Genomic DNA, 15,502 nt, shown 5'->3' with positions numbered 1-15,502 from the left:
AGCTTCCCTCATCCATCCGTCTAGGTTCAGGGAGATACGCAACATCCCCTCTTGCGCGGGGGCTCTGGATGGTCAAAGTGGCGCGTTCGTGCGGTGCACCAAAAGCGCCCGCGAGGAGTTTTCCGATGATTGGTCTAGTACTTGTGACCCACGGGCGCCTTGCCGACGAATTCAAGGCAGCGCTTGAGCATGTCATGGGCCCACAAAAGCAAATCGAAGCGATCACGATCGGTGCCGAAGATGATTCCGATCTCTGCCGAAGCGACATTATCGAGGCGGTTAACCGCGTCGATTCCGGCGACGGCGTTGCGATCCTCACCGACATGTTCGGCGGCACGCCGTCGAACCTCGCAATATCCTGCATGAGCCGGCCGAAGGTCGAAGTGCTCGCGGGCATCAACTTACCCATGCTGGTGAAGCTCGCCAAGGTGCGCGAGGAGCGCCCGCTGCCCGACGCGATCGCGATGGCCCAGGAAGCGGGCCGCAAATACGTCACCATCGCCAGCCGCGTGCTCGCCGGCAAATGAGCGACGACGCGCCGCAAGCCGCAGCGGGCGTGCCCGCAGGCGCGATCTCCAAGGAGCTCCTGATCATCAACAAGCGCGGCCTGCACGCCCGCGCCTCGGCGAAATTCGTCCAGGCGGTCGAGCGCTTCAACGCGCAAGTGTGGGTGACGCGCGGCGGCGAGACCGTCGGCGGCACCTCGATCATGGGCCTCATGATGCTTGCCGCGGGTCCCGGCACGACCATCACGGTCGCCGCGGCCGGCGATGAAGCCGAAGCGGCACTCGCGGCGATCACCGAACTCGTCGAGAGCAAGTTCAACGAGGAAGGGATTTGAGCCAAGCGCTCGACGCCGTAGGGTGGGCAAAGGCGCGACGCGCCGTGCCCACCATCTCTCTCATCGTGTGCTGACATTGGTGGGCACGCTTCGCTTTGCCACCCTACGATATCCCGATCACTTCGCCAGCGGGGCGATGTAGATATTCCAGCTCATCGCCGGGCCGGCCTTGCCGTGGGTGAAGCGGCGCGTCGTCATCACCATGCGCTCGGCATTCGGCGCGATCGCCGACACCCATTTCTCGAACGCGGGCAGGCGTTCGTCGGTCGGATCGAACACGCCGATGAAGCCGTAGGTCTTGACATCGTCGAGCGAGGTCAGCCCGGACGCCCAGGCTTCGTTCGGCGTGAACGGGCTGGGGTGATCGGGGCTGTAGAACACCATCGGCTGAATCGTCTCCATCGTCCCGGCAACGACCGCCCAGCGTGAGGCAAAGCGCGCGTGCCAGGCCTGCGTCAGCTCGCGCGCGAGCTCCGAACGCGCGCCATAGGTTGCGGTGTTGCCGGCATTGGCCGCCATCTCGCGCGCGGCGATCCACGGCGAGGCAGCGAGCGTGGCTGCGCTGAGCACGAGCCAGATCGCGGCGATGTTGAACAGCACAGAGCTCTGCACCCGCAATGCGGGGATCGCGACCAGCGCCAAGGGCACCAGGAAGAACAGCGAGATGCCCCAATCGGTCTTCATGTAGATGCTGAAGGCCAGCGCGCCGAGCGGCGGACCGAACGCCACGATGATCTGGATGATCCAGATGTTCAGCGCCTGCGAGAGGTTGACGCCCGGATTGACCCCGCGCGCCCAGGCCCGCGTGACGATGCGCGACGGCGCCCGCACCAGCAGCGTGAGCCACGGCGGCGCCAGCGCCATGGCGAGGGCGGCCAGCGCGACCGGCAGGGCCAGCAGCGCCAAATTATGCAAGACGTAACCCGCGACGAGCTGATGCACCTGGCTCGAGTCCTGGAGGCTGTAGGTGTCGCCGGCATAGGTCAGCGGCACGAAATGCGCATCCGCCAGCCAAACGAAGTGCGGGATCATCGCCACCGCCATCGTCGCGATCGCGACCCATGGCGCCGGCGACGACAGGAAGCGCAGCCGCTCGGGATGGATCAGCGCGGCAAGGCCGATGGCGCCGACCATGGTCAGCACCCAATATTTGGTCATCAGCGCCAGCGCGCCGGCAAGCCCGAGAAGGATTCCGGATTGCCAGCTCCGCTTCGCGAAGGCGTTGAGGTAAGCGAGCACGAGCAGCGGCAGCGTGACGAGCTGGAGCAGGTCCGGATTGTACTTGAAACCTTTGAAATTGAAGATCGGATAAAGAGCGATCATCACCATGACCAGGAACGCGCGCCGCGCGTCGACCACGCGCAAGGCAACCATCCAGCAGACCACCATGCCGATACTGACGGTCGCCATCGCAAGCGCATAGGTCGCCCAATCCGCCGCCGGAAACAGCTTGAACCAGAGGCCGGCGACCCAGCCCGACAGTGGCGGATGCTTGCCGTAACCCCACAGGAATTTTTGGCCCCAAGCATAAGCTTCTGCGACGTCCATGTGAACGTCCTGCGCCGCCTTGAGATTGATCAGGATGAAGGTCCAGAGCACTGCATGCAGGATGGCGAGCTGGATCACCAACCAGAGGCGGGCCTCGGGGCGGATCGCGCAGGCAACCAACCAGGCCCGGAAGCGGGCATAGCTCACCCGGGTCTTCGCGCGCGCTTTGGCAGAGGGGATCGAAGTCGTCGACATGAGCGGTTGCCTAGCGTGTTTTGGGCGATCGTGGAATCAGCTTGGCGTGAACAAAGGCCCTGAAAATACAGCAATATGGTTGCCGCACGGGGATGTGAGTGGTATCCCGCGCCCATGACGACCGTCCCCATTTCCAACATCCGCAATTTCTCCATCGTCGCCCATATCGACCATGGCAAATCGACGCTGGCCGACCGCCTGATCCAGATGACCGGCGGCCTGTCCGACCGCGAGATGGCGGGCAAGGAGCAGGTGCTCGATTCCATGGACATCGAGCGCGAGCGCGGCATCACCATCAAGGCGCAGACGGTGCGGCTCCAATACCGCGCCAAGGACGGCAAGGATTACATCTTCAACCTGATGGACACGCCCGGCCATGTCGACTTCGCCTACGAGGTCTCGCGGTCGCTGGCGGCCTGCGAGGGTTCCCTGCTGGTGGTCGACGCCAGCCAGGGCGTCGAAGCGCAGACGCTCGCCAACGTGTACCAAGCGCTCGACAACAACCACGAGATCGTCCCGGTCCTGAACAAGGTCGACCTTCCCGCCGCCGAGCCCGAGAAGATCAAGCAGCAGATCGAGGACGTCATCGGCATCGACGCCTCCGACGCGGTGATGATCTCGGCCAAGACCGGCTTAGGCGTCCCCGATGTGCTGGAAGCGATCGTCACCCGCCTGCCGCCGCCGAAGGGCGATCGCGAGGCGACCTTGAAGGCGCTGCTGGTCGACAGCTGGTATGACGTCTATCTCGGTGTCGTCGTGCTAATCCGCGTCGTCGACGGCGTCATGAAGAAGGGCAGCCGCGTGCGCATGATGGGCACCGGTGCTGCCTACGACGTCGAGCGCGTCGGCTTCTTCACGCCGAAGATGCAGCAGGTCGACGAGCTCGGTCCCGGCGAGATCGGCTTCATCACCGCCGCGATCAAGGAAGTGGCCGACACCCGCGTCGGCGATACCATTACCGACGATCGGAAGCCGGTGACGGAGATGCTGCCCGGCTTCAAGCCGGCGATCCCGGTGGTGTTCTGCGGCCTGTTCCCTGTCGATGCCGACGACTTCGAAACGCTGCGCGGCGCCATGGGCAAGCTGCGGCTGAACGATGCCAGCTTCTCCTTCGAGATGGAGACCTCGGCTGCACTCGGCTTCGGCTTCCGCTGCGGCTTCCTCGGGCTGCTGCACCTCGAGATCATCCAGGAGCGGCTGTCGCGCGAGTTCGATCTCAATTTGATCGCGACCGCGCCGAGCGTCATCTACAAGATGAAGCTCACCGACGGCCAGGAGATCGAGATCCACAATCCCGTCGACATGCCCGACGTGGTCAAGATCGCCGAGATCGACGAGCCCTGGATCGAGGCGACGATCCTCACGCCCGACGAATATCTCGGCAGCGTGCTGAAGCTGTGCCAGGACCGCCGCGGCGCGCAGAAGGAGCTCACCTATGTCGGCTCCCGCGCAATGGTGAAGTACGACCTGCCGCTCAACGAGGTCGTGTTCGATTTCTACGACCGCCTGAAGTCGGTCTCCAAGGGCTACGCCTCGTTCGACTATCATCTCACCGATTACAAGCCGGCCGACCTCGTCAAGATGCAGATCCTGGTCAATGCCGAGCCGGTCGACGCGCTCTCGATGCTGGTGCATCGCACCCGCGCGGAAGGGCGCGGCCGCGCCATGGTCGAGAAGATGAAGGAGCTGATCCCGCCGCACATGTTCCAGATCCCGATCCAGGCGGCGATCGGCGGCAAGGTGATCGCGCGCGAGACGGTGCGCGCCCTGCGTAAGGACGTCACCGCAAAATGCTACGGCGGCGACATCACGCGTAAGCGCAAGCTTCTTGAGAAGCAGAAGGAAGGCAAGAAGAAGATGCGGCAGTTCGGCAAGGTCGACATCCCGCAGGAAGCCTTCATTGCCGCGCTGAAGGTGGACAGCTGAGGCGGGGGCTTAGGCCTGTTTCAAGCGTGACGAGATTGGTCGGTCCGGGACGTTTGGGACCCGAAAAACAAAATATCGAAAAACAACCCCATGCACAGTAGCCGGGGTCTTGTTTGTATTGCGTTTTTCGATTTTACGAAATCCATTTGACCCGTCGGGCAAAACAGCGGCATGATGGCATCATCGCAACGGGCGTGAGGCCGGCGCCCATCAGCACGCAACATCTCGACCGCCGACCGATTAGCCTTCGATCTCGGGATCCGAACGCCACATCGGTGATGGCTTTCCGTCGGCTTCCGGGCCCCTGCGGGAATGCCGGCGAAACAATTCGCCGCGGTCGGCAAACTGCATCGGCAAAGACCCCGCGCACATCCTCGGACTTCCGAAAGGCATGGCGCAAGTTGACGGTTCGATCAATCAACTTCATCCCGCCTCTCTACGGTTGCCCTGGACGCTAACTGAGTGTCTCAGCGGGCGGTGCACACTGGCTCCTGCACGGTCTGCGGTAAGTCAGGTCGAATAGGAACAATTGGTGAACTCCGCCGTTCGTGGCGCGAGGAGACGTACCTGCAGAGGAAGGCCGTGATGCCACGCGGAGACAAACGCAGCTACATCGATAAGCAGAAGGGACAGGCCGAACACATCGAGGAAGGCTACGAATCCCGAGGTGTACCCGACACGGAAGCCGAACGGCAGGCCTGGGCGACCGTCAACAAAGAAACCGATGGCGGCAAGAAGAGCGGGTCCGGCAGAGGCACCGAAGCAGACACCTCGCCGTCACGCAAGGGCGGCAGACTTGGCGGAAAAGCGCCAGCCAGCCGACCGGCCGATGAACGTACCAGGTCAGCCAAGAAGGCTGCTCAAACTCGCAAACGCCGCGCGGCGTGAAGGAGGCACAATGTCGACATGCGAAACCTGCGGCAATGATTATGACAAGGCTTTTCAGGTGGTGATGAACGGCCAGGCGCACACGTTCGACAGCTTCGAGTGCGCAATTCATGCCTTGGCGCCAACGTGCAAGCATTGCGGAACGCGCATCGTGGGGCACGGCCTGGAAAAGAGCGGCACCTACTATTGCTGCGACCACTGCGCCCAGAAGGAAGGCGTGACCGACCTCCGCGATCGTGTGTAATGGACGACCGACGAGCCTGCGGTCTCCGCTGGCCATACCTTGCTTGAGACGATCTCAGTACGAGTTGCGCCATGGCGCCCGCACATAATCGCCTTGTTACGGTGTTCGGTGGAACGGGGTTTCTCGGCCGCCGCGTTGTTCAACACCTGCTCCGGGCACCTGAGTTTTTCGTTCGGATTGCATCAAGACATCCCGAACGGAGCAGACAGCTTTTTGGTCACGACGACCCACGCCTCCAATCCGTGAACGTCGATCTACGCGACGAGGGTTCGATAGCCGCTGCTGTTGATGGCGCATACGGCGCCACCAACACGGTCAGCCTCTATGTCGAACACGGACAGGAGACTTTTCATTCCGTACATGTGGAATCAGCCCGGCGACTGGCGGCCCAGGCACATCGAGCTGGCGTCAAGCGGCTCATCCACGTTTCCGGAATCGGCTCTGACGCCACTTCGCCGTCCCTCTATATTCGCAAGCGTGGCGAAGGCGAACTCGCGGTCCGCGCAGTATTTTCTCAGGCTACGCTGGTTCGCCCGGCGGTAATGTTCGGCCCGGATGACGCGTTTCTCACCGTCATCCTCAAGCTACTCCGCCGATATCCGATCTATCCGATGTTCGGCCGCGGGTTGACGAGATTGCAGCCGGCCTATGTTGACGATGTGGCCGACGCGATCACAAGAGCGCTTCTGAGAGCCGAAACAAGCGCAATCACATATGAATGCGCTGGTCCTCGCATCTACACATACGAAGAGCTTCTCAAAAAGGTTGCGCACGCAGCCGGCCGCAGCCCCATGCTCGTTCCAGTGCCGTTTGCTGCTTGGCATGCAGCGGGATGGATTTCGGAGCTGCTTCCAAGGCCACCCATCACCCGGAATCAGGTGGAGTTGATGCAGCTCGACAACATAGCGTCGGTGGGAATGCCAGGATTTTCCGAGCTTGGAATCCCGCCGCAATCAGTCGAACAAGTTGTACCAACAATGTTACGGGAAAGTATCGGGCGAACCAACTCTTGAACCTGATGCCATTTGATGATGGCAGCCAGGAGTATGGATCGCGGTCCACCGATGGCTTCTTCAACAACCTCAAAACCCAGCGCGATCAGTGCGCAATAACCAGGATCAGCACCGCGAGCACGACGGCCCGAGCAGCCCGGTCAGGAAGATTGCTCTCCTTGCCGATGTCCGGAGAATGATCTCTCCGCCCCTCGCTCGCTCCGTCGGATAAGGCTCCTTGTGAGGAGGAGGCGTCCGCGCTGGACCTTCACGAACCATCCTGAACAACGCATGCGTATGATTATTCCACTTTGCGGGTGATCGGAACCGGTAAACTCTCTCTTGGTTCCGGCCTTGGTTCCGGCGCGATTCAGTCCATGGAAAGGAACTCGTCACGTCCGTTCCCATTGGCTTTATGCACTGGGCATTCTTGATGGACGGGTCGCATGAGCGAATTTTCAGATCTTCGCGACCGTATGGTCGACGTTCAACTCGCGCGCCGTGGTATCCGTGATCGTCGCGTGTTGGAGGCTATGCGACAGGTCCCGCGGGAGCGGTTTGTGGAAGCCGGTTTTGAGGAATTTGCCTACGAGGACGGCGCACTGCCGATCGCAAACAACCAGACCATCTCGCAGCCCTACATTGTCGCGCTGATGACCGAGGCTGCCGAACTGAAGCCGACGGACAAGGTGCTCGAGGTCGGTACCGGCTCAGGCTATGCTGCCGCAATTGCTTCTCGGCTTGCTAAAACGGTTCACACGATCGAGCGACATGGCGCCCTGGCCAGAATCGCAGCGCAGCGGCTGATTGCGCTCGGATGTGCGAATTGCATTGTCCATACCGGCGACGGCACCCGCGGCCTGGCCGATGAGGCGCCATTCGACGCGATCCTGGTCGCTGCCGGCGGCCCCTCGGTGCCTGACGCGCTTAAGCGCCAGTTGGCCGTCGGCGGCCGCCTCGTCATTCCCGTCGGCAATTTCGGGCACAAACAATCGCTGCTCCGGATTACGCGCCGGAGCCAGACTGATTACGATGAGGAGACCTTCGGGGCCGTCCGCTTCGTGCCGTTGATCGGCGAGCAAGGATGGGCCGAGGATGGCACGCGCTCGGCCAGCAACCACATCCCCGGTCACACGCGGTTGCAATCGCTGACAGACATGATCCGTGCTACTATCGAATCGTTGCCTGCCTTCGATGATCCTGCATTCGGTGTGCTGTTCGATCGCTTCGGACAATCGCGCATCGTCTTGCTGGGCGAAGCCAGTCACGGTACGTCGGAGTTCTACCAAGCGCGCGCAGCGATTACGCGCCGGCTGATCGAAAAACACGGATTTACGATCGTCGCCGTCGAGGCGGATTGGCCCGACGCCGCAGCGATCGACAGGTACGTTCGCGGTCGAACGCACCGCGGAGCGTCAAGCCAGACCCCGTTCGAACGCTTTCCGACCTGGATGTGGCGAAACACGGATGTCGCCTCCTTCGTTGATGCGCAGTCGCAATGAACGAATGCCGGCGACCGATCGAGCCGGGTTCTTCGGGCTCGACATTTACAACATGCGCGACTCGATCGCGGCCGTTCTCACTTACCTCGACAAGATCGATCCTCAATCGGCAGCGGTGGCGCGCGAACGCTACGGCTGCCTGACGCCGTGGCAGCGCGAGCCTTCGACCTATGGCCGCGCCGTCCTGACCGAGCGCTACCGGAAATGCGAGGCGGAGGTGGTTCGGCAGTGCCAGGATATTCTGAAGAAGCAGCTCGACTATGCGGCGGACGATCCAGACAACTTCCTGGATGCCGCGCAGAACGCCCGCTTGATCGCGTCAGCGGAACGCTACTACCGGATCATGTATTACGGCGGCGCGGAGTCTTGGAATCTACGGGATACGCATATGTTCGAGACGCTAAGCCATGTACTTGACGCACATGGTCCCCAATCCAAGGCCGTGGTCTGGGCGCACAATTCCCATATCGGAAATGCGCGTTTTACCAGCATGGGCGCGGTCCGCAACGAGCTCAACATTGGTCAGCTCTGTCGGGAGAAATTCGGTGAAGCGGCGTCGCTGATCGGATTAAGCACACATACCGGCACGGTGGCAGCGGCCTCAGATTGGGACGCCGAGATGGAAGTGATGCAGGTTCGGCCGTCTCGACCAGACAGCTATGAGCGGCTGTTTCACGATGCCGGTGCGACGCGCGGCTTGATTGAATTCCGCCGCGAGGAGGCCCTTCGTCGTCGCTTGCTCGAACCGCGCCTGGAACGCTTTATCGGCGTGATCTATCGACCGGACACCGAACTGCAAAGCCATTATGCCGAGGCCTCACTGCCTCAACAGTTTAACGCGCTGGTGTGGTTTGACGAGACACATGCGGTGACACATTTGGGTCCCGAGCATCGTCGCAGCGCTGTCCCAGACACCTATCCGTTCGGACTCTGATTGCAGCGTGACCGGGCCAAGAACGTTAGGTGAAGGTGATGTGAAGCTTACACCGGCGTCCACTACTGCCATGCAGCCTTCATGGAAGGCTGGTCGTGAGGCGATAAGTGATGAACGCATTCTTGTCATTGAATGTCGCCAAGATCTTCGTGCAGGCCGGGCCACGATGCTCGCCGCTTGTGGCAGGGAGAGATGACGATACAGGGGCGGTTCCATTTCCGCTCAGGGTCAAAAGCGCCGACGGGGGCGGTTGGTTGCGATTTCGGATTGCCGCGAGAAAGCGGACTGTTGCGGAGCATGTCGCGAACTCGCATTCGCGCAAAATGGCGACGCCTGCTGAATAGCGGGTATCGGCTCATGCATCAGGAAAGCTGTGTTGACGCATAATCATCCGCCACGAGTCAATTAGCGGCATAAGAACAGCTCCCTCCGCCGCGTCACCGCACGTGTCGTTCGACTTCTGCGAAGGGGCTCAGGCCGACGTGAAAGGCATCGAGCCCGTCCCAGCTGGGCTACCGCTAGTACGGATTTTGAACTGGAAAGGTCCGGCCCTAGAGGATTACGGTTCTCCTATCTTCTCGGAGGAGGACCGCCATGAGCCTCAATCAAGATCACGATATCCAATCAGCGAGCCCGCGCAGTTCGATCGACGTTGCGCGGGAACTCGGGCCCGTGTTCCAACGACGGGCCGAGCAGGCGACGGACGAAGATTGCTTTGTAGCCGAAAACTATGAGGACTTGAAATCGTCGGGATTGGTCGAAGCCGGCGTCCCCACCGAGCTCGGGGGCCGTGGGGCGGAGGTCGATGAGCTGGCCGAGATGCTCCGTGTCCTGGCGTATCACTGCGGATCCACAGCGCTTGCATTCTCCATGCACACCCACCAGGTCGCCATCACCGCTTGGCGCTGGCGGCATCAGAAAGTGACGGCGGTGGAGAACCTACTGACACGTATCGCCCAGGAACGCATTTTCCTACTCTCAAGCGGCGGTTCGGATTGGGTCGGCGGCTCCGGCAAAGCCGAGAAGGTGGACGGCGGCTATAAGATCACCGCTCGAAAGGTTTTCTCCTCGGGCTCGCCAGCCGGGACTCTCATGATGACGGGCGCGGTGCTGCAACAGGAGTGTGAGCCGCCAATGGTGCTTCACTTTGGTGTGCCGATGAGCTCACCCCAGGTGAAGATCTTGGACACTTGGCGAGTTTTGGGTATGCGCTCGACCGGTTCGAATGACGTGATGATTGATGGCTACGTAGTGCCTGAAAGTGCCGTATCGGCGCGTCGCAAGGCTGGTGAGTGGGATCCCTTATTCCAGACGATCGCAACCATCGCACTGCCACTGATTTACTCGGTCTATGTGGGCGTTGCCGAGAGCGCACGGGATATTGCTCTCTTGCTCGCGCGGCGCAAAGAGCTCGATCATAACGTTATACAGCTGGCTGGCCGCATGGATACCGAGCTTGCTGGCGCACGGATGGCACGGCAAACCATGCTTGCAGCTGTGCGCCTGAATAAGCCGTCGGCCGAAACAGTGAACCAGGTGGTGATCGGCCGCCATCTCGTAGCGCGGCATGCAATCGCAGCGGTGGAGTTAGCAATGGAGCTCGCTGGCGGCGCGGGGTTCTATCGCGCGGCCGGTCTAGAACGGCGCTTCCGCGACATACAGGCCGCACGCTATCATCCCCTGCAGCCCGGCGCCCAAGCAAGATATACGGGTGCAATGGCTCTTGGGCTCCCAGTCGACGAAATTTACTGACGTCCCTACGCGGGACGAGCGCCTGGTGTCTCGGCCAGTGAGGGTCTGCGCGATGATCGCGGCCTCGCTCGATCACGACATTGCGCAGGAGATCTTCAATACGCCGCCCGGCCTGGGGCGCGATCGCGCATGAGGCGCGCGCGGTCGAGGGCAGTTATCGCGTCACGGCACGCTGGGATCTTGCCTTGGGCTCGTGGCAGGCGAGCAGCTCGGGTAGCGCGCGAAATTATTGAGGATCGCCTGCCAGCCGCCTTGCTGCTGCTCGACCGAGTGAGTCGCTTCGCTATCGAAGACGACGCGGACGACAGTGCCATTTGGGCCGGGCACGAACTCGACCTCGGCTGTTCGATCGCCGAACGCGTATTCGATCCGCTTGTGCTCGACGATCTTGGTGTAGGTGCCGGCGAAGTTGAAGCCCATGCCGCCGTCCTTGGCTTCCATCCGGGACGAGAAGGCGCCGCCTTCCCGCAGGTCACCGTCGCCCTGGTCGTATGCCAGTCGTCGGACGCCGCAGCGCTGAAGGCGAGCAAACGCGCCCTCATGGGGTTCAAAGCTGTCGGATCATCATTGCCCGAGCTGCTGAAGCACGGCGGACCACAATGCGAGCGGCTCCCTGAGGGCTGCCGGCTCGGATGGCTTTTGGCGAACGGCCGTGTGCACCATGACGAGCTTGGAGGCCGGATCGACCAGGATGACCTGACCGCGGATGCCGAGCAGGGCAAATCTGCGCTGCTCGCCAGGGAGCAGCCACACCTGATAGCCGTAGCCGAAATAGGGTGTGGCCACGCGCGGCGCGAGATGGCCATCGGCTGGTCTGACGGTCGTGGCATCCAGCAGCCACTGCCGGGGGATCAATTGGCGACCTTCCCAGGCGCCGTCATGTGCGAGCAACCGCGCCAGCCGCGCATAGTCGCGCAAGGTTGCGTTGAAGCAGCAAAAGGCAATCTCCTGTCCGCTCCCGTCGATCGCCCACGACGCATCCGCTTCGGCGCCGATGGGGTCCCAGATCCGGTCGTGGAGATAGTCGGCAACCGGCATGGCCGTGGCCGAGCGCAGGACCAGGCCGAGGATTTCGGTTTCTACGCTGGCATAGTGCCATCTGGTGCCCGGCGGTGCGGTTCGGGTGTTGAATTGCGCAACGATGGCCGCGGGATCTTTCGGCTCATCGACGAACAGGGCCCGTCCAAGCCGGGCGATGTCGTCGTTCCCATCATAGACTTCCGAGAACTGGACGCCCGAAGACATGGTCAACAAGGCGCGTATCGATGTGTTTCCATATTCCGTGCCTGCAAGGCCGGGAACGTAGGTCGAGACGAGGTCGTCGATCGATTTGATTCGTCCCTCCGAGACCGCGATCCCGACCAGCATAGCCACCAGCGTCTTGGCCATGGACTGCGAGACAAAGCGGTCGTGGTCGGTCCGCGCATATTGATAGTGCTCGTACAGGATGGTGTCGTCCCTGGCGATCAGGAGTCCCGTCACCGGGTTGCGCTTGAGGTAGTCCGCGATGCTCAGACGTTCGGCGCCAAAACTGTAGGCGATCGACGGCTCCGGCGCGCGTTTGAATTGCCAGGGCGCCGTGGCGCGAACGACCGCGCGCGAGGGATAGATCTCGCCGAAATGGCTGTAGACCCCGACGAGCTTGTCGAGCTGAGGGACGCCTCCCCGCGTGCCGACCGGATAGCCGTCAGCCGCGCCGTAAAGATCGGCATCGGGACCGCTGTCTGAAAAGACCGGCCCCGGCTCGGCGGTTCGAATGTCCTCTGCGCATGCTGAAGGTGCCCAGACTGCGGCGGCGAAAATGACGGGCAAGGCAAGCCTGCGGCGCCCACGCGGCCTGCACAGCGCTCCCCATTTCATTGGATTTGCCTCCTCGCACGTTGATGTGTGTGCGCTTGTGAGAACAACATCGCAGGCCGGTGACGTGAGATATGATATCATTGCGGGCGGGCCGTGTCGCCCGCGGTGGCAACCCGCCTTGCTCTCGCCCGGCAGATAGGCCACCATCCCCTGCGCGCACCATCAACAAAATCAAAAGCGCTAAGGAAACGCATGAGCAAGCCGTCAAGCTTCGACTATGGCTGGGTCGTTGTCGCCGCGGGTGCGCTGATGACCTGTGTCGGATTCGGCACGATGCTGTCGCTGGCGGTGTTTTTGCAGCCGATCTCGCAAGCGATGGGCTGGTCGCGCGCCGGCGTGTCGGCGGCCGCGACGCTGGATTTTCTCTGCATGGGGGTGGCCGCGTTCCTCTGGGGCACGCTGTCGGACCGGTTCGGCACCCGCATCGTGGTGCTTGCCGGAAGCCTGCTGCTGGGGCTCGGCCTCGTGAGCGCGAGTCAGGCAGCAAGCCTGTGGCAATTCCAGCTTTGCTTCGGCGTACTGATCGGCATTGCCGCCGGCAGCTTCTACGCGCCGATGATGGCGCTCGCGAGCGCCTGGATCGAGAAGAACCGCAGCCTCGCGGTGGCGCTGGTCTCAGCCGGCATGGGCGTCTCGCCAGTGACAATCGCGCCGACCGCGAGCTGGCTGATCGCGGCCTATGACTGGCGCACCGCGATGCTGGTGATCGGCATCGCCGCCTGGGCGCTGCTGATCCCCGCCTGCTTCCTGGTGCGTCCGGCACCCGCAGTGGCGGCCCCTGCAACGGCGGACGCGGCGCCGGAGGTCGAGCTGACCGCGGCGCAGGCGCTGCGCACCCCGCAGTTCGTCGCGCTCGCCGCTGCCCATTTCGCCTGTTGCGCCGCGCATTCCGGTCCGATCTTCCACATGGTGTCCTATGCGATGGTCTGCGGTATCGCCCCGCTGACGGCCGTGACGGTCTACAGCGTGGCCGGCGTCTCAGGCCTCGGCGGCCGCCTGCTGCTGGGCGCGCTGGCCGATCGCAGCGGCGCAAAGCCCGTGCTGGTCGGCGGGCTGCTCGTGCAAGCCATGTGCATCGCGACCTATCTCGCGGTGGCGCAGCTCGGCGAGTTCTACGCGCTCTCGGTCGTGTTCGGCCTCGCCTATGGCGGCGTGATGCCGCTCTATGCGGTGCTGGTCCGCGAATTCTTTGGCGCACGCATCATGGGCACGGTGTTCGGCGCGGTGTCGGGCTTTGCCAGCCTCGGCATGGCACTGGGGCCATGGGCCGGCGGGCTCGTGTTCGACAATTTCCAGCGCTACACGTGGCTGCACGCCGGCTCGTTTACGATCGGGCTCGCAGCGGTCGCGGTGGCACTGAGCTTTCCGACCAGACGCCGGCCATCGCTCGACTTTGGCCGCGCTGCGGCCTGACGAGGTCGCGCATGAACAGATCGCAGGCCTTCGATCTCGTCGAACGTGCCCGGGCGATCGCGCCGCTCATCGCGCGTGAAGCCGACGAGATCGAGCAGTCGCGGCGGCTGACGCCTGCCGTGGTCGCCGCACTGATCGAGAACGGGCTCTACCGCGCGCTGCTGCCGCAAAGCCTCGGCGGCACTGAAGCCCCGATTGATATCTTCATGCAAATGCTGGAGGAGATCGCGACGGCGGACGCCTCGACCGCCTGGTGTCTCGGCCAGTGCGGCGTCTGCGCGATGATCGCCGCCTGGCTCGATCATGATACTGCGCAGGAGATCTTCAATACGCCGCCCGGCATCCTTGCCTGGGGCGCGATCGGGCATGAGGCGCGCATCGTGGACGGCGGCTATCGCGTCACGGCGCGCTGGGACTTTGCCTCCGGCTCGCGGCAGGCGAGCTGGCTGGGGGCGCATGTCCGTATCGTTAATGCCGACGGCACGCCGCGGAAAAATGCCGATAGCTCGCCGGAGGTGCGCACCATTCTGTTTCCGGTCGCGAGCGCCGTGCTGCACGACGTCTGGCAGGCGATCGGGCTCGCCGGCACCGGCACCGACTCCTACGAGGTCACCGATCTCTTCATCCCCGAGCGTTTCACGGCGTTCCGCGACGTGCCGTCCGCGCTGCGCGAACAGAGTCCTCTCTACAGAATCGGCACCGGCTCGACCTTCAGCCTCGGCTTTGCGGCAGTCTCGCTCGGCGTGGCGCGCGCCACGCTGGATGCGGCCATCGCGTTGGCGCGTGGAAAACACCAGTCACTCGCGGTCAGCGCCATGCGCGATAACGGGGCGGTCCAGGGACTGATCGGCCGCACCGAGGGCGATCTTCGCGCCGCCCGCGCCTATCTCTACGCCACCGCGCACGCGATGTGGCGCGATCTCAGCGCGACCGGCGAATTCAGTCCGACGCATCGCAGCGCGGTTCGCCTCGCCGCGACCTGGACCATCCACCAATCGGCGAAGGTGGTCGACGCCGCCTATCACATGGCCGGTGCGACGGCCGTGTTCCGCAGCAATCCGTTTGAGCGACGGTTTCGCGACATGCATGCCATCGCGCAGCAGATCCAGGCGCGCGATACGCATTATGAGGATGTCGGAAAGGCGATTCTGGCGGGGCATTGATAGCCCTCGTCGGCCGCATCAATGCCGCGCTGTGCGGCGAGGAGGCTGATGATCTCCGCATTCGGCCTTGCCTTGCTGAACAGAAAGCCCTGACCCTCATCGCAGCCCTCGGTGCGGAGACAGCAGAGCTCGGCTTCGGTCTCGACGCCTTCGGCGGTGATGGCGACCCCGAGACCTTGCCGAGGCTGACCATGGAGCGGATGATCGCTGGCGCTTCGTACTGTCCAATCCCTAAGCTGGCTTC

Annotated in this window: 11 protein-coding genes and 4 pseudogenes; 11 read left to right on the top strand and 4 right to left on the bottom strand. The window is 62.8% G+C overall.

The window, feature by feature from the left end:
• Positions 1-125: 125 nt before the first annotated feature.
• Positions 126-527 carry a PTS sugar transporter subunit IIA gene (locus IVA78_RS04005; RefSeq protein WP_007597752.1) on the top strand — a complete coding sequence of 134 codons (402 nt, stop codon included), beginning with the start codon at positions 126-128 and terminating at the stop codon, positions 525-527.
• Positions 524-841 (top strand): HPr family phosphocarrier protein, encoded by a 318-nt coding sequence (locus IVA78_RS04000; protein ID WP_247464417.1) that lies wholly within the window; start codon positions 524-526, stop codon positions 839-841. Before IVA78_RS04005 ends, IVA78_RS04000 begins: the two co-directional genes overlap by 4 nt.
• 117 nt (positions 842-958) lie before the next feature.
• Here IVA78_RS04000 and IVA78_RS03995 read toward each other — a convergent pair whose 3' ends face one another.
• Positions 959-2,584, bottom strand: coding sequence for a glycosyltransferase family 39 protein (locus IVA78_RS03995; RefSeq protein ID WP_247464414.1), 1,626 nt, complete (start codon positions 2,582-2,584; stop codon positions 959-961).
• 114 nt (positions 2,585-2,698) lie between these two features.
• On the opposite strand from IVA78_RS03995, the gene lepA reads away from it, so the two are divergent.
• The 7 genes and pseudogenes from lepA to IVA78_RS03960 all read left to right on the top strand — a co-directional run.
• Positions 2,699-4,510, top strand: coding sequence for a translation elongation factor 4 (lepA, locus tag IVA78_RS03990; protein ID WP_247276394.1), 1,812 nt, complete (start codon positions 2,699-2,701; stop codon positions 4,508-4,510).
• A 585-nt stretch (positions 4,511-5,095) separates the two neighbouring features.
• Positions 5,096-5,398, top strand: a complete 303-nt coding sequence (locus tag IVA78_RS03985) for a plasmid stabilization protein (protein WP_247464411.1) — start codon at positions 5,096-5,098, stop codon at positions 5,396-5,398.
• Between the two features lie 10 nt (positions 5,399-5,408).
• Positions 5,409-5,642: a hypothetical protein gene (locus tag IVA78_RS03980; RefSeq protein ID WP_247276393.1), complete on the top strand. Its 234-nt coding sequence runs from the start codon at positions 5,409-5,411 to the stop codon at positions 5,640-5,642.
• 71 nt (positions 5,643-5,713) lie between these two features.
• Positions 5,714-6,655 (top strand): complex I NDUFA9 subunit family protein, encoded by a 942-nt coding sequence (locus IVA78_RS03975; RefSeq protein ID WP_247464408.1) that lies wholly within the window; start codon positions 5,714-5,716, stop codon positions 6,653-6,655.
• Positions 6,656-7,080: 425 nt separating this feature from the next.
• Positions 7,081-9,070 (top strand): annotated as a pseudogene (locus IVA78_RS03970) (protein-L-isoaspartate(D-aspartate) O-methyltransferase).
• A 594-nt stretch (positions 9,071-9,664) separates the two neighbouring features.
• Positions 9,665-10,822 (top strand): acyl-CoA dehydrogenase family protein, encoded by a 1,158-nt coding sequence (locus IVA78_RS03965; protein ID WP_247464404.1) that lies wholly within the window; start codon positions 9,665-9,667, stop codon positions 10,820-10,822.
• 43 nt (positions 10,823-10,865) lie between these two features.
• Positions 10,866-11,040: pseudogene (locus IVA78_RS03960) on the top strand (acyl-CoA dehydrogenase); the annotation flags it as partial.
• On the opposite strand, the pseudogene IVA78_RS03955 reads toward IVA78_RS03960, so the two are convergent.
• A pseudogene (locus IVA78_RS03955) lies at positions 10,985-11,352 on the bottom strand (SRPBCC domain-containing protein); the annotation flags it as partial. The pseudogenes IVA78_RS03960 and IVA78_RS03955 sit on opposite strands and share 56 nt — an antisense overlap.
• Before the next feature lie 34 nt (positions 11,353-11,386).
• Entirely contained in the window at positions 11,387-12,634 is a 1,248-nt protein-coding gene (locus IVA78_RS03950; RefSeq protein ID WP_247464401.1) for a serine hydrolase, read from the bottom strand.
• A 240-nt stretch (positions 12,635-12,874) separates the two neighbouring features.
• Here IVA78_RS03950 and IVA78_RS03945 point away from each other — a divergent pair, with 240 nt between their 5' ends.
• Together IVA78_RS03945 and IVA78_RS03940 are read left to right on the top strand one after the other, a co-directional pair.
• Positions 12,875-14,095: an MFS transporter gene (locus IVA78_RS03945; protein WP_247464399.1), complete on the top strand. Its 1,221-nt coding sequence runs from the start codon at positions 12,875-12,877 to the stop codon at positions 14,093-14,095.
• 11 nt (positions 14,096-14,106) lie between these two features.
• The gene (locus tag IVA78_RS03940) at positions 14,107-15,258 is read left to right on the top strand and encodes an acyl-CoA dehydrogenase family protein (RefSeq protein ID WP_247464397.1); all 1,152 of its coding nucleotides are present in this window, start codon (positions 14,107-14,109) and stop codon (positions 15,256-15,258) included.
• Here IVA78_RS03940 and IVA78_RS03935 read toward each other — a convergent pair.
• Positions 15,219-15,475 (bottom strand): annotated as a pseudogene (locus tag IVA78_RS03935) (EAL domain-containing protein); the annotation flags it as partial. The gene IVA78_RS03940 and the pseudogene IVA78_RS03935 overlap by 40 nt on opposite strands.
• Positions 15,476-15,502: the final 27 nt, after the last annotated feature.

Source organism: Bradyrhizobium sp. 137, assembly GCF_023074095.1.
Taxonomy (GTDB): domain Bacteria; phylum Pseudomonadota; class Alphaproteobacteria; order Rhizobiales; family Xanthobacteraceae; genus Bradyrhizobium.
Note: the sequence above shows the minus strand (reverse complement) of the source record. Positions and strands in the feature narration are given on the sequence as shown.